A 14,608-nucleotide genomic window follows, 5' to 3' on the forward strand; every position below is an offset into this window, starting at 1 on the left:
GGCGAGACGCTTGAGGGAACAGGACAACCTGAAGTCTACAGGTTGAGCTGTTCTCTAAGAAAGCGAGCCAACAATATGAAGTATTAAATAAAAAAGAAGCAATCAGATGGATTAAATTAAATCATCTGATTGCTATTTTTCTGGTATTTATGTCCCAATCTCTTTAATCATTATATGGATAGTTCGAAATTTTTCATCAAATATGTTATCTGACGTTTAGGATTTAGTACAAAATATTGTTATCCTGACATCAATATGATTGTAATTACTGATTAAGTGCTCTATTTAATGATTTCATATTTTCTTTCATTAAAGATTGATAAGTAATCTGTTTATCCTTTACTTCTTCTTTTGATAAGGTTGCCATATTATGAAATTTTAGCGGGGTTGTATTAGATTCCTTTTGAATAACATCTGTAACTTTAGAAGTGATATTTTGTTCATATAATACATAAGGTTGTTTAGTTTTATCTATATTCTGAACGATATTCATTAGTTCACGTTGACTAGGTTCTTCATTATTCATGCCACTAACACCTCGCTGATTAAACTGATAGCGATTTGCTAGATAACCTATAGAGTCATGAGAAATTACGACTGTATCACGTTTAGGATGTTGTGTAATCCGCTTCATCTCATTATCAATTTCGTCGATATCTTTGATCAAATGATTGTAGTTACGCGTGTAATACGTTTTGTGTTTAGGATCCTTCTCGATTAAATCATTTTTAATCACCTTAGCAAATTTTTTATTCAACACAGGATCTAGCCATACATGTGGGTCTTGTTCCCCATGATCATGACCTTCATGATGATCGTGATTGTCATGTTCATCATGTTCTTCGTGATTTGCAATTAAATCATGGTGACTAAGATGTGCAGCAACAGGTAATTTCAAGTTATCATTATTAATTGAACGTGCAATTTTCTTAGCCACGGGATCCATTTCTTCATTTGAATAGATAAACAAATCACTTTTAGCGATATTAATCATTTCTTTTTGTGTAGGTTCAAAAGAATGCATGTCAGCACCGGGGGGATAAATCGAATCAACATCTACATATTTGCCCCCGATTTGATCAGTAAAACTTTGGAATGCAAATGCTGTCGTATATATTTTTAATTTATTATTCGAACTGACGTCTTTTTTTTCAGAATTTATATTTCCGCATGCACTTAACAATACGATAAATATACAGGTCAGAATAAGTAACATAATTTTTTTCAAAAAACGCCCCTCCAAATCGAAATTATTCCGTTAAAACTATAAACTTATTTTCACATTTTTTCAATGGTTTTTTGTTATTCGACAATATTTAATGACATCATTGATGATTAAAATACGTGCTTATTTTTAATATTTGTTTAACTTAAGGTGAAATGTGATATTTAATATATATGACGTTAATAACATGGAGGTGTTAGAATGGCGGAAATTAAACAAGGTACGAATAAGTTTTATATAGGCGATAACGAAGACAATCCACAAGCAGAGATTACATTTCAACCTCAAGGTGATAATCAAATAACTATTGATCATACAGGCGTACCAGATGAGCTTGGTGGCCAAGGTTTAGGTTCTCAACTTGTAAAATCAGTTGTTGACTATGCACGAGACAACAATTTAAAAGTCTCTGCGACATGTCCTTTTGCTAAATCAGTCATTGAGAAAAAACCAGAATTCCAAGATGTTTATGCAGGTTAATTGCTTGCCTACAAACTTCTTTAAGTTCCAAAATAAATTTGGATATAAACAGCTCAAGCTAAATCACAAATATGAATGAGTCTGGGACGAATCAATGATGTCCCAGACTCTTTTTTTCTTTTTATTTTTCGGATCCATATTCTATTCTAATGAAATTCAAACCCGCTTTTATAAATATAGCAATTGAATCTACATCAATTGTTCTTTGACTGAAGACCTTTAGTTTTGATTGTTTAGCTGCATTTAAACCTTAAAATAATAGCAATTCGCGCACTTTATTATTTTTGTACTAAAATACATGATTTATCCATTTTGCAATACATACATATTATAATAAATACCATTTTTTTGAATTAGTGTTTCATGTGTCCCTTGCTCTACAATTTCTCCATGATTTAATACAAGTATTTTATCAGCATCTTGAATCGTAGATAGTCTGTGCGCAATGGCTAAAGTTGTTCTTCCTTTTCTCATTGTATTCAAAGATTGTTGTATTTGTTTTTCCGTTTCAGAATCAATATTTGCTGTCGCTTCATCTAAAATAAGTATTTTGGGATTGGTCGCAATTGTTCTTGCAAATGCTATCAATTGTCGCTCACCACTTGAAAATGAACTTCCTTTTTCAATTACTCTATGTTGATATTGATCTGACAACTTTTCAATAAAATGGTGTGCATGAACAAATTCTGCAGCTTTCTTTACTTGTTCAAATGTCATCGTTGGGTGGTACAATTTAATATTAGATGCTACAGTGCCATAAAATATAAATGCATCTTGAAGTACGAGTCCTATTTTCTGCTTTAATTCTAGTTTCGGTATTGTTTTAATTGAATGCCCATCCACTTCAATACTACCTCGCTCAAATTCATAAAAACGCATAAACAAATTGATGATGGAACTCTTTCCTGAACCTGTATGACCAACAAGCGCTACCATTTCCCCCGGATTAACGGTAAAATTAATGTTTTTAAGTACGTCTGTCTCACCATCATAGCTAAAACTCACTTCTTTAAATTCAATCTTTCCTTTGTCAATTGTATTTGATGGCTCAGGTTGTTGTTCAGGCTCATACGTTTCATCGTCAATTAAAGTAAATACCCTACTCGCTGAAACCAAAGCTTGTTGTAAAATATTTAAATTTTGACTTACTTGGTTGATTGGTTCAAAAAATCGTTCCATATATTGCACAAATGCAAATACAACACCAGCTGTAATACCTGTTGTAAAACTGATGATACCAAAATAACCTAAAATCATAACTAGAGCAAAAATAGCTAGTGAACTTATTGCAGGTCTCAATAATAAGCTATCAAGTTTCACTGTTTTTAACATATATTGATAATGTTCATCATTGATATGATTGAATTCTTTGTTTAACCTTTTTTCTTGATTAAATGCCTGTATTATCTTCATACCTTCTATAGATTCTGCTAACTTTGTATTTAAATCGGACAATTTTTGTCTCGACTTTGTAAATAAAACAGCTGAGTATTTTCGATAACTCGCAAGTATGAGTATGATAACTGGTAAAAACACCAATGAAATTAAAGCTAATTTCATCTCTAAAATAAACATCATAATATAACTAGAGATCATCATGAAAATAGCTATAAGAAATGTTGAAAAAACGCCTATAATCATATCAACAATTGTCTCTGTATCATTTGTTAACCTAGATACAATACTGCCGCCTGACACCTTATCAAAATACTTCATTCCCAATTTCCCTAATTTATTAAAAGCGTCAATCCTTAATTGTTGTATCACTTTAAAAGCAAGATATTGAAAAAGATATTGACTTAAATACATTGTTACTGCACCTATTATTTGAATGCTGATAAAGATTATAATAAGCCAAATCATTGCTTGCTGAGGAAAGATACGTGGCGTAAGGTAATCATCGATAAATACCTTTACCAAATAGGGTGTTAACATACTTGCTATGGTAGATATTGTTAATGTTAAAAACGCTAAAGCAATAATCCCTTTATAAGGGGTCGTATACTTAAATAACCTAATCAAAGACTGGGCTTGGTCTTTCGCAGTTAAATTAACTTTTTCAGCCATTAGTATCGTCCCCTTTCGTTAAGTCATCTAAATTACGCGTGAGCTTTTGTTGTAAAGCTTGAGCTCGATATGTTTCGTAATACCATCCTTTTTGGTTCATCAAAGTAGTATGTGTACCTTTTTCAACAATTGTTCCTTGATCCATCACAATTATTTTATCCGCTTGTTTCACAGCGCTCATCCGATGTGCAGTAATGATATTCGTTTTTCCTTTTCTTAATTTTTCTAAATTGTTTAGTATCACTTCTTCGGTTTGAGCATCCACTGCAGAAAGAGAGTCATCAAGTATTAATACTTCTGGATTTATTAATAACGCTCTCGCAATTGATATTCTTTGTTTTTGTCCGCCTGACAATGATACGCCTCTTTCACCTACAACAGTTTGATATTGATAAGGGAAAGATAAAATATCCTCATGAATATAACTTGCTTTACTTGCTGCAAATATCTGATTGTCATCTATTTTTTCATTACTAAATGCAATATTATTTCGAATGGTAGTAGAAAATAGAAAGTGTTCCTGTGGTACATACCCAAACTGATCTCTTAAATATTGTACATTATAATCTCGAATAGGATGGTCACCATATTTGATTTCATTCGGTTCCTTTGTATCAAACTCTCTAAGTAACAATCTAATTAATGTGCTTTTCCCTGATCCAGTTCTACCAACTATGCCAACAGTAGAACCTTTACTCACTTCAAAATGCACATCATAAATGCCTTCTTCCGAATTTCCCGGGAAATTAAATTGTTTAATATTAAATTCAATATCCCCATATGGTCTTGTATTAAGTTTATAATCTGTATCTATATCATTAGGGGTGTTTCCAATTTCTTCAATTCGTTCATAAGATGCCTTTGCCCTTTGAACGATATTAAAAAATAATCCTAGTGCTAGTAATGGCCAAACAAGCATGCCTAAATAAGTCGTAAATGTAATCAGTTGACCAAGTGTGATTGTATTATTGAAAACTAATTTTGCACCAAATAAAATTGATAAAAAGTAACTCATTCCTATAACTAATGTAATTGTTGGGTCAAACAATGCATCAATTTTTGAAACTTTTAAATTTTTATTTACTACATCATCACTTAAATCTTTAAAATCCTGTTGATCACTAGCCTCATAACCAAATGTCTTAGTGACTTTAATACCAGCCACGCTTTCTTGTGTCTTATCATTCAATCTACTAAACGCTGCTTGAGCTTTTTTAAATCCTTTACTAAGTAATGAACCATAAAAACTTGTTAACAACACCATAAAAGGCAGTGGTATCATTGCAATCAGTGTTAATTTCCAGCTTACTGTTACAGCCATTGTGATAACTACGGTTCCACCAGTTATCAAAGAATCTGCAATCATTAATATCCCTGCGCCTGCAGCATTTTGCACTGCTCTGATATCATTGGTTGCATGTGCCATCAAATCACCAGTTCTTCTATTTTGATAAAAGATAGCACTCATAACTGTATATTTTTTATATAAATACGTTCTTAATGTTTGGCCTAGTTTTTGACTTGTCCCAAATATCGATAATCTCCAAATATATCTTAATACATAAGTCAAAATCGCGACCAACACTAATATAGAAAGATAAATTATTAATAATTTCGGTGTTAATTTATTAGCCACCATATAGTCAATCGTCTTACCGATAATCTGTGGTGGTAAAATTTCAATCACAGCAATCAAAAATAATGTGCTCAAACCTATAATATAACTACCTTTATGCTGTCTGAAAAACCACCCTAATTTCCAAAAGACTTGCATACACTCACCCACTTCATCATCCAAATTGTTTATGTTCACATATTACCACATGTTGTTAAATGTAAATATAGTAGTGATTTTAAACGTTGTGTAATTCTAAATAGCGAGACAAGTAAATTGACTTGGTATACTTTTTATATTAACTTATAGTTATAAATCACAACTGACTATAAAGGAGCAAAATGATGACTTTTCACGATAAAGCAGCAATTCAAGTAACAAATATCACCTTAAATGTTAAAAATTTAAAAACAATGTTGGAATTCTATTCACACATTTTAGGACTTAAAGTTGTATCAAAAGATGATACTTCTGCTATTTTACAAGTTGGTTTGAGCGACCATACTATTACATTAAATGAAATTCAAGAGGGACGTCAGCCTTCCTTAAGAGAAGCAGGCTTATTTCACATAGCAATTCTACTACCTGAACGCGTAGATTTAGCTAATTTCTTATTTCATATTTCACAATCAAACATTCCGATTGGTGGCGGTGACCATCTTGTGAGTGAAGCTTTATACCTTAATGATCCAGAAGGAAATGGCATTGAAGTTTATTACGACAGACCTGAATCTGAATGGTTGTGGGAAAATGACAAAGTGAAAATGGATACGTTACAAGTAGATACAGCTGATTTACTTAATCAAAGAACAGAGATAGGTTGGGATAAAATACCAAATAATGCAAAGATTGGGCATATGCATTTGAAAACATCTGACTTAGCAGTAGCTAGACATTTTTACATTGATAAGTTAGGGCTTCAACATATTTCCGATTTTCCTCAAGCTCTGTTTATGTCATCTAAATATTATCACCATCATATTGCAGTAAATACTTGGCAATCCAGCTTACCGAGAATTGAAAATGATAACAGCTATGGATTAGCCCACATCGATATTTATAAACCAAACAATGAAGTTGAAGAAACTTTTTTAATAGACGGTTTAAATATTACTTTACACAATCAAATGTCATTAATAGCTGATAAAGTATAAAGCTAAAACATCACGCACAGTATAATAACTCAACATGCTATTAAAGTTTATAATAATAAAAACGTCAATTTCTATTATAATTATAGAAATTGACGTTTTTTTATTTAAGTCAAGACATTAATGTCATGGTTTTCTTTTGTACGAACTTTAAATATTTTAGTCATGGTCGTTCTTATTATTCAACCCATTCTACAACATGAGATTGAGGTTGACGCACTTTTTCTTTTGCTTCAGTTTCTCTATAACCAAATGCAACCATTACGGATGGTGCAAAATGCGTTTCATCCATCAAGCCTTCATCAATTAAAAATTGCGTTACAGCATCTAAATCAAATCCTTCCATCGGACAAGAATCAATATTTAATAATGCCGCACTCGTCATCATATTACCTAATGCAATGTATGTTTGTTTTTTAGCCCATTCCAACAATGTTTGTGCATTATCATTAATATGGAAACTTGTTTGGAAATTATCGAATTTTTCTTCCGTAGCAGGTATACTATCTTCGCTGTATTGCTTAATATCTCGAATCATATGTTGTACAAATGGTGATTTAGAAGTTACATTTTTACGTGCCAATATAATTACGAAATGGCTTGCTGTATCTAACTGCCCTTTTGCACCCCAACTTATTTCTTTTAACTTATTTCTAATTTCTGAATTTTGTATTACGATAAATTTCCAAGGTTCTAATCCCAGAGAGCTCGGGGACAGTCTACCCGCTTCTAAGATAGTGTCAAATTCACTTTCATTTATCTTTTTATTTGAATCAAACCTTTTTGTTGCATGTCTAAAATTAAACGCATTTATAATTGTTTGTTGCATATCATTCATTTCTTGTTTGCCATCCTTTCCATTTGTATCTTATACCTTTTAGTATAGGATAGGTTGTTACATGGATTAAAATAAAATGTTTAAGCTTAATACCGAATTAAGATATAAGATATTACTTATTCATTTTAAGCACTTGATCTTCAATAATAGATAAAACACCTTGCTTATCATTTGATGGTGCTACATAATTTGCAATTTCGAATAATGTTTCATCTTCACAATTTTCCATCACATAACTATATGTTGCTAATTGCAACATATCTAAATCATTATTTGCGTCTCCAAATGCCATGAGCTCGTCTTCCGTTAATCCCCATTTTTTTAATAATCTAGCTAATGCATTTCCTTTGGTCATACCTGGAATGATAATATCGATACTATCTCGACCACTTGATACAAGTGACAAATCTTGTGAAAAGCGTTTTGACAAATCCTTATCAAGTGTAGGATGTGTTGCTCTATCTATATTTAAAGCGATTTTTACATATTCGTCTTCTGGTAAATTTTGTAAGGATTCAATTTCTTTTAATTGTCGATAATAAAAATGTGCATCTTTTTTAAATGATTGCTCATTGTCTTTTAATATGTAAGCACTTTTCAATCCACAAACAATTATTTCGTTGATACCACGGGTGATATTTAAATAATTAACAATATTACGGAAAACATCTTTTTCAAATGCTTGGTAATCATATAACGTATTGCCTTCATAAATAACCGCGCCATTTTCAGCAACAAAAAACATAGCTTTATCTCCGAAAATAGATTTTAATTTTGCGTATTGATTACCACTTGCTGCTATAAATTTAATATTTTCATTTTTCAATTGTTGAAATATCCGATTAAATCTTTCTTGATCATATTGTTTTTTTGAATCTAAAAATGTACCATCCATATCTACTGCGATTGCTTTTATCATACTTATCATCCCCTCAAATGCTCTGCTTATATCTGTAATTCATTATATCCATATTCATCGCTAAATTAAAATAAATAAATTGAATTATATCCTTTAAGTTGTGAATAATCTAATTTTTAAAGTTTTAAATAAAAATAGGCAGAATAGAAAGCACATACGCAATATGCTTGATTCTATCTGCCTTGAATAACGTATTCATTTTCTAAAAATTATCTTAGCTTAACATTGGAAAAAATCTGTTCTATGACAGTTCAATGTACGATTCATTTTACCTAACTTTATAAAGCTTTAGCCTTCTTGATTGTCTTCTTTCATACGAACAATAGAAACATAATTAGATTTTTCTTTAATATCATAGATTGTTAAACCTGTAATATCTTTTGGTTTACCTGGCACGATAATACTTATGATATAAGAGAAAATAAATGCTACTATAAACGAAATAATAGATACATAGAATGGTGAATTGCCGCCACCCATTCCGTTAAAGATATAAGCAAAAATAATTCCAAATATTAATCCCATCAGTACACCGAACGTATTGGTACGACGTGTGAATATACCAACCGCAAATACACCAGCCAATGGTACTCCTACTAAACCAGTAATTAACAAGAATAAATCCCAAAGGTCGTTAGAATCTGCTGCAATTAGATAAATAGACATACCGAATCCAAATAATCCCGAAAGGATAATTATCCATCTAGCAAATCCAACTTCACTTTTTTCATCTTTCTTGCCAAAGAATCTGTGCTTAATATCAACAGAAATACAAGCCGAAATTGAATTCAAACTTGAAGAAATGGTTGATTGTGCCGCTGCAAATATGGCTGCTATTAATAGTCCAGCAACAAATGGTGGCATTTCAGTAAGTATAAAGTATGGTACTACAGAAGAAGTATTAAACCCTTTAGGCAATGCACTTTCATGACTATAAAATGAGTACATCATTGTTCCCATACCGTAGAATAACGGCGCCGATATTAAAGCTAAGGCCCCATTCGTCCATAAAGATTTTTTTGTTTCTGATATAGAATCTGATGCTTGATAACGTTGTACCACATCTTGACTTGCTGTATATTGATGCAAGTTGTTAAAAATGTTCCCTAAAAAGATGATAGGAATTGCTGCGGCTGCAGTATTAAATTTCCAGTTATCAGCACTAATGATTTTTTTATGTTCTAATGCATCACTTACAACAGTCCCCATTCCCCCTTGAATGTGGACTACACTAAAATAATGATTGCTGCTGCGCCACCTAATAGAATGACGCCTTGAATGAAATCACTCCATACAACACCTTCAAAACCGCCAAGGAATGTATAAAGAATACACAAAATACCAACCAAACTTGCCACTACATATGGATTCATATCTGATACAGAAGTTATCGCTAATGTAGGTAAATAGATAACAATGGCTACTCTCCCAATATGGAATAACACAAATAACAATGAACCGATAACACGAATACTAGGTCCAAAACGCGCCTCTAAATATTCATAAGCAGACGTCACCTTTAATTTTTTAAAAAAAGGTACATAAAAGTATATAAGTAAAGGAATAATTGCTACAATCGCAATATTACCTGCAATATATGACCAGTCTGTCAAAAAAGCCTTTTCTGGCGTAGACATAAAAGTTATCGCACTTAAAGTTGTGGCATAAATAGAGAACCCTACTGCCCATGAAGGCAAACGACCACTAGCCGTAAAGAAGCTATCTGTACTTTGGCTTGCGCGTTTGGTAAAATATGCACCGACTAAAAGCATAACTAAAAGGTAAATAACTACTGCCACCCAGTTCCATATACCAAAACCAACTTGTTCCATTTAATTCATCCCCTTATACGGTAACCTATAAATCGTATTTGTTAATTAATGATTCTAATTTAGCTCTGTTGTTTTCATTGAACGGTTTGAACGGACGTTTTGGTAATCCACCATCAATACCACGTGTCGCTAAAATTTCTTTCAATGTAGAATAAATGCCCATAGACAGCACATTTTCAATAATGTCGTTAGTATCATGCTGAATTTGATAAGCTTCATCAATTTGACCACTTTTAGCTTTTTCAAAAATTTGTCTTGCGCGTCTACCATTGACATTATATGTAGAGCCAATTGCGCCATCTACACCAGAAATAGCCGCTTGTACTAACATTTCATCAAAACCAGAAAGTATTAATTTATCTGGATACGCTTTGCGAATACGTTCTAATAAGAAAAAGTTAGGAGCAGTATATTTCACACCGACCACTTTTTCATGATTAAATAATTCACCAAATTGTTCTATAGAAATGTTAACGCCAGTTAAATCTGGAATTGCATAAATAATCAAATTATTTTGTGTCGCTTCAATTAATTCAAAATAGTAATCTTTGATTTCTTCAAATGAAAATGGATAATAGAATGGTGTAACTGCAGAAATTGCATCATACCCTAATTCAGTTGCATATTTACCTAGCTCTATTGCTTCATTTAAATCTAATGATCCAACTTGAGCGATCAATTTTACATTCTCATTCACTGCCTCTTTAGCAACTTTAAAAACTTGTTTCTTTTGCTCTTTATTTAATAAGAAGTTTTCGCCTGAGCTGCCATTAACATAAAGTCCATCTAATCCTTCAGTTTCAATGGCATTTTGTGCAATTTGCGCCAATCCTTCCTCTTTAACCTGACCATCCTCATCAAATGGTACTAATAATGCTGCATATAAACCTTTTAAATTCTCTTCCATTTTATAACCCTCCATCTATATATTTAAGTTATTATTTTTAATCATTTATATAAACATATAATGCTTTAAAAAATATCTTTTATTTATTCTATTTACAGTTCAAATTGTAAACGCTATCATAGAGTGTGGCAATAGCTTTTTGAAAAAATGCATCATTTTATAATGATATACGTGAAAAATTTTTTCAATATTGATTTTCTTGTAGAAATTAAGGAGGGTGCAAATATGCATCAATATAAGATTGCTATTGATATTGGGGGAACAGAAATTAAGGCTGCTGTGGTAGATCAATCATTAAATTTTATAGAGTACATCAAAACACCTACCCCAAATAACATCGATACGCTTATTAGGGATAAAGTTTATGAGCTTGTAATGATGTTGCAGAAATCTTATCAAATCGACCCACTTTATGTTGGTATTTCTAGCGCAGGCGTTATAGATGAACAGCGCGGTATAGTTGAATACGCTGGGCCAACGATTCCCAATTATAAGGGAACTGACTTCAAATCTTTGCTTGAACCGTTAAATGCTCAGGTGAATGTATTTAATGATGTCAATGCAGCATTATTAGGAGAACTGGCTTTCCATGATTACAGCTCACAAAATATTTTTTGCTTAACTCTGGGAACAGGAATTGGTGGCGCTTTTTATAACAAATACGCGCAACTATACAATGGCGAAAGAAATCGCGCTAATGAAATTGGTTATTTGCTTTATGATAGAAAAACAAACAAAACCTTTGAACAACGTGCCTCAACAACTGCCTTAAAAGCACTCATGTTAGAAAAAGGGTTTATTCATCAAGACAATGTGCCAAAATTATTTGAACTAGCAGATCAACAAGATACGCTTGCACTAGCCATACTCAATCAATGGAGTGATTCCATCGCAGAAGGCATCGCTCAAATACAAATCATTTATGATCCTGGGTTAATACTGATCGGTGGCGGTGTTTCGTCACAAGGTCAAAATTTATTAAAATACATCATACCAAAAGTCGAATGTTATTTACCTGAACAATACGGTCATGCTCAAATACAAACAACAAGTACACAGAATCACGCTGCACTATACGGAGCAGTCTCTAGATTTTAAAAAGTTTTTGTCATCATTTTGTTGTCATAATAATGAAAGTTACTCCGTTTTAAAAGGCAAAACTATAAAAAACGCCAAATTCTAAATTATCCCAATAGAATTTGGCGTTTATGTTTTAATCAAAAATATTTATTTTCACAATGATTCTATTCATTTAATACTACTTTTTTAGTATGTTGATATACATTATGCATATACGTATCGTCCAATAATAAGTAACTGACGATATCTATTAAAAATAATGTAGCTATTTGAGTATTGATAAATTGGGTGTCTTTATTCCTAGATTGATCAGTAGTAATAAGCACTAAATCCGCACACGCTGTAATTGGACTTCCTTCATAATTTGTTATCACTACGACATATGCACCACGTTCATGTGCAACTTTAGCTGCAGCGATAAGCTCTGTAGTTTCGCCACTATTTGAAATTGCAACAAATGTATCGGAAGTTGATAATAAAGAAGCAAATATTTTCATTTGATGTGCATCTGTAGACACATTCCCTTTCAATCCCATTCTCATCATACGATAGTAAAATTCAGTAGCTGATAATCCAGAACTACCAAGTCCTGCATAAATAATTTGCCGACTACGAATAATTTGGTTTACAAAACTTTGAATTTTTTCATCAGAAATAAATTCTCCTGTTTGTTGAATAATATTTTGATGATATTTATGAATACGTTGAATTAATGGACTATTTTCTATTACTCTTTCTGACATTTCTTGCTGTAAATTAAACTTCAAATCTTGAAAGTTCTCGTAATTTAATTTATTACTAAACCTTGTGATTGTTGCAGGTGAAGTACCAATCGCATATGCTAATGAATTAATTGTTGAAAATGTGTCGTCAAAGTCATTGTTTTGAATATATGCTACGATTTGTTTATCTGTTTTGGTAAATAAATGATGATAACGTTGAACGCGATTTTCGAATTTCATTTTGTGCATCCTCCCATCCCAATATTAGCTATATTATAAATGAAAATGTTTTTCATAACAATGAAATATATTGATTATTATTTTCTTGGTGTTATATTAAAAATATAAATCTATTAGATAATAAAGTATTTTATTAAATCTACTAAAGTTACGGAGTGTATAATTATGTTACCACAAGGATTAATTGTCTCATGTCAAGCCTTGGAAAATGAGCCATTACATTCATCTTTTATCATGTCAAAAATGGCTTTAGCTGCATACGAAGGTGGGGCTGTAGGCATTAGAGCAAATTCTAAAGAAGATATTATTGCTATAAAACAAGAAGTGAATTTACCTGTCATCGGTATTGTAAAAAGAGATTATGCAAATTCTGATGTTTTTATCACTGCAACACGTAAAGAAGTCGATGAATTACTAGAAAGTAAATGTGAAGTCATTGCTCTTGATGCCACAAAGCAAGCACGTCCTAAAGAATCACTTAAAGAACTTGTTTCATATATACGTCAGCATGCACCAAATATAGAAATCATGGCTGATATTTCTACACTTGAAGAAGCACAATATGCTGATAAATTAGGTTTTGATTACATAGGAACTACCCTTCGTGGCTATACTGGTTATACAAAAGGACATATTTTGTATGAAGATAATTTCCAATTTTTAAAAGATGTGCTATCACATGTTCATGCGAAAGTCATAGCTGAAGGAAATGTCATCACACCTGAAATGTTTAAACAAGTTACAGAATTAAATGTTCACTGTACAGTCGTCGGCGGTGCGATTACACGCCCTAAAGAAATCACTAAAAGATTTATTCAAGCAATTGAAAATTAATAATTTAAAAAACCCGTATTCAAATACATGGTTCCTACATGGTTAATGAATATGGGTTTTTATATAATTTTTTATTTAGTATGCTATAGTTCCTCGGCAACAAATATTTTTCTATCTTCCCACTCACCTGTTTGCTCATTGTAATTATCACATGTAATTAATGTTAACTGCTTCTTATTCGATGCTTGTTCATCTAGCACTTCGACTTCATCTGGTTTCACATCATAAATTTTAGTAATCTTATACGTTCTTCGTTCATCTCCAACTTTAAAATAAACTTTACTTCCTTTTTTTGTTTCAGGTAACTTAGAAAACTGATAATCCGAATGACCCGTTAATGTATGACCTGCAATTGCGATATTTTGATCCTCTAATGTTTCGTTTGATTCCACAAAACTTACGCCTCTATCTAATTGTTTGGGCGTGGCAGGTCCTGGATAAACAGGTGTTTTAATATCTGCATCAGGGATTGATAAATATCCTGCCATTTTTGTCTTATCTTTAGGTATTTCTACTTTCTCATTTTCAGAGGTTTTAGATTGTTTGTCATAATGTTCTATTTTATTTTCATTGTCTTTTTGTGCAAAGTAATTATCAATTTTTGGTTTTATAAATAAATAAATCGCTATTATGATGAGTGCTACACCAATTAGTGTGACAAGCCTACTTCCCCATTTTTTCATGTAACGAATACTCCT

Annotated in this window: 12 protein-coding genes and 1 pseudogene; 4 read left to right on the plus strand and 9 right to left on the minus strand. The window is 32.0% G+C overall.

Annotation, left to right across the window (positions count from 1 at the left end; genetic code table 11):
• Window positions 1-265 precede the first annotated feature (265 nt).
• Window positions 266-1,228, minus strand: a complete 963-nt coding sequence (locus FYJ81_RS06490) for a metal ABC transporter solute-binding protein, Zn/Mn family (protein WP_192942940.1) — start codon at window positions 1,226-1,228, stop codon at window positions 266-268.
• Between the two features lie 198 nt (window positions 1,229-1,426).
• Here FYJ81_RS06490 and FYJ81_RS06495 point away from each other — a divergent pair, with 198 nt between their 5' ends.
• A complete protein-coding gene (locus FYJ81_RS06495) occupies window positions 1,427-1,705 on the plus strand; it encodes a GNAT family N-acetyltransferase (RefSeq protein ID WP_107384216.1) in 279 nt (92 codons plus the stop codon).
• Between the two features lie 303 nt (window positions 1,706-2,008).
• Here the strand turns inward: FYJ81_RS06495 and FYJ81_RS06500 are convergent, their stop codons facing one another.
• Together FYJ81_RS06500 and FYJ81_RS06505 are read right to left on the minus strand one after the other, a co-directional pair.
• Window positions 2,009-3,772, minus strand: a complete 1,764-nt coding sequence (locus tag FYJ81_RS06500) for an ABC transporter ATP-binding protein (protein WP_154409482.1) — start codon at window positions 3,770-3,772, stop codon at window positions 2,009-2,011.
• Window positions 3,765-5,546, minus strand: a complete 1,782-nt coding sequence (locus tag FYJ81_RS06505; protein WP_107504917.1) for an ABC transporter ATP-binding protein — start codon at window positions 5,544-5,546, stop codon at window positions 3,765-3,767. The genes FYJ81_RS06500 and FYJ81_RS06505 overlap by 8 nt, the downstream gene beginning before the upstream one ends.
• A gap of 185 nt (window positions 5,547-5,731) precedes the next feature.
• Between FYJ81_RS06505 and FYJ81_RS06510 the strand changes: the two genes are divergently transcribed.
• Complete coding sequence (locus FYJ81_RS06510; RefSeq protein WP_107384219.1) at window positions 5,732-6,541, plus strand: VOC family protein; 810 nt, start codon at window positions 5,732-5,734, stop codon at window positions 6,539-6,541.
• 175 nt (window positions 6,542-6,716) lie between these two features.
• On the opposite strand, the gene FYJ81_RS06515 is transcribed toward FYJ81_RS06510, so the two are convergent.
• The 4 genes and pseudogenes from FYJ81_RS06515 to FYJ81_RS06530 form a co-directional block, all read right to left on the minus strand.
• Window positions 6,717-7,376, minus strand: coding sequence for an NAD(P)H-dependent oxidoreductase (locus FYJ81_RS06515; RefSeq protein ID WP_107386190.1), 660 nt, complete (start codon window positions 7,374-7,376; stop codon window positions 6,717-6,719).
• Between the two features lie 112 nt (window positions 7,377-7,488).
• On the minus strand, window positions 7,489-8,295 hold the full coding sequence (locus FYJ81_RS06520; RefSeq protein ID WP_107384221.1) for a Cof-type HAD-IIB family hydrolase: 807 nt from the start codon (window positions 8,293-8,295) through the stop codon (window positions 7,489-7,491).
• Window positions 8,296-8,583: 288 nt separating this feature from the next.
• Window positions 8,584-10,127: pseudogene (locus FYJ81_RS06525) on the minus strand (sodium:solute symporter).
• A 25-nt stretch (window positions 10,128-10,152) separates the two neighbouring features.
• Window positions 10,153-11,034, minus strand: a complete 882-nt coding sequence (locus tag FYJ81_RS06530; RefSeq protein ID WP_107384223.1) for an N-acetylneuraminate lyase — start codon at window positions 11,032-11,034, stop codon at window positions 10,153-10,155.
• Between the two features lie 225 nt (window positions 11,035-11,259).
• Between FYJ81_RS06530 and FYJ81_RS06535 the strand changes: the two genes are divergently transcribed.
• Window positions 11,260-12,132: an ROK family protein gene (locus tag FYJ81_RS06535; RefSeq protein WP_154409483.1), complete on the plus strand. Its 873-nt coding sequence runs from the start codon at window positions 11,260-11,262 to the stop codon at window positions 12,130-12,132.
• Between the two features lie 146 nt (window positions 12,133-12,278).
• Here the strand turns inward: FYJ81_RS06535 and FYJ81_RS06540 are convergent, their stop codons facing one another.
• Window positions 12,279-13,076 (minus strand): MurR/RpiR family transcriptional regulator, encoded by a 798-nt coding sequence (locus tag FYJ81_RS06540; RefSeq protein ID WP_107384225.1) that lies wholly within the window; start codon window positions 13,074-13,076, stop codon window positions 12,279-12,281.
• A 165-nt stretch (window positions 13,077-13,241) separates the two neighbouring features.
• On the opposite strand from FYJ81_RS06540, the gene FYJ81_RS06545 reads away from it, so the two are divergent.
• Window positions 13,242-13,910 carry an N-acetylmannosamine-6-phosphate 2-epimerase gene (locus tag FYJ81_RS06545; protein WP_107384226.1) on the plus strand — a complete coding sequence of 223 codons (669 nt, stop codon included), beginning with the start codon at window positions 13,242-13,244 and terminating at the stop codon, window positions 13,908-13,910.
• A gap of 83 nt (window positions 13,911-13,993) precedes the next feature.
• Here the strand turns inward: FYJ81_RS06545 and srtA are convergent, their stop codons facing one another.
• Window positions 13,994-14,593 carry a class A sortase SrtA gene (srtA, locus tag FYJ81_RS06550; RefSeq protein WP_107384227.1) on the minus strand — a complete coding sequence of 200 codons (600 nt, stop codon included), beginning with the start codon at window positions 14,591-14,593 and terminating at the stop codon, window positions 13,994-13,996.
• Window positions 14,594-14,608: the final 15 nt, after the last annotated feature.

The organism is Staphylococcus sp. McC-251-APC-3A2, from assembly GCF_009695665.1.
Lineage (GTDB): Bacteria > Bacillota > Bacilli > Staphylococcales > Staphylococcaceae > Staphylococcus > Staphylococcus cohnii.

What these genes read in the sequence shown, in the direction of transcription:
- FYJ81_RS06500 (WP_154409482.1), bottom strand. Translation starts at nt 3,772, where the DNA reads ATGGCTGAAAAAGTTAATTTAACTGCGAAAGACCAAGCCCAGTCTTTG.
- FYJ81_RS06495 (WP_107384216.1), top strand. Translation starts at nt 1,427, where the DNA reads ATGGCGGAAATTAAACAAGGTACGAATAAGTTTTATATAGGCGATAAC.
- FYJ81_RS06515 (WP_107386190.1), bottom strand. Translation starts at nt 7,376, where the DNA reads ATGAATGATATGCAACAAACAATTATAAATGCGTTTAATTTTAGACAT.
- FYJ81_RS06510 (WP_107384219.1), top strand. Translation starts at nt 5,732, where the DNA reads ATGACTTTTCACGATAAAGCAGCAATTCAAGTAACAAATATCACCTTA.
- FYJ81_RS06545 (WP_107384226.1), top strand. Translation starts at nt 13,242, where the DNA reads ATGTTACCACAAGGATTAATTGTCTCATGTCAAGCCTTGGAAAATGAG.
- FYJ81_RS06535 (WP_154409483.1), top strand. Translation starts at nt 11,260, where the DNA reads ATGCATCAATATAAGATTGCTATTGATATTGGGGGAACAGAAATTAAG.
- FYJ81_RS06505 (WP_107504917.1), bottom strand. Translation starts at nt 5,546, where the DNA reads ATGCAAGTCTTTTGGAAATTAGGGTGGTTTTTCAGACAGCATAAAGGT.
- srtA (WP_107384227.1), bottom strand. Translation starts at nt 14,593, where the DNA reads ATGAAAAAATGGGGAAGTAGGCTTGTCACACTAATTGGTGTAGCACTC.
- FYJ81_RS06520 (WP_107384221.1), bottom strand. Translation starts at nt 8,295, where the DNA reads ATGATAAAAGCAATCGCAGTAGATATGGATGGTACATTTTTAGATTCA.
- FYJ81_RS06540 (WP_107384225.1), bottom strand. Translation starts at nt 13,076, where the DNA reads ATGAAATTCGAAAATCGCGTTCAACGTTATCATCATTTATTTACCAAA.
- FYJ81_RS06530 (WP_107384223.1), bottom strand. Translation starts at nt 11,034, where the DNA reads ATGGAAGAGAATTTAAAAGGTTTATATGCAGCATTATTAGTACCATTT.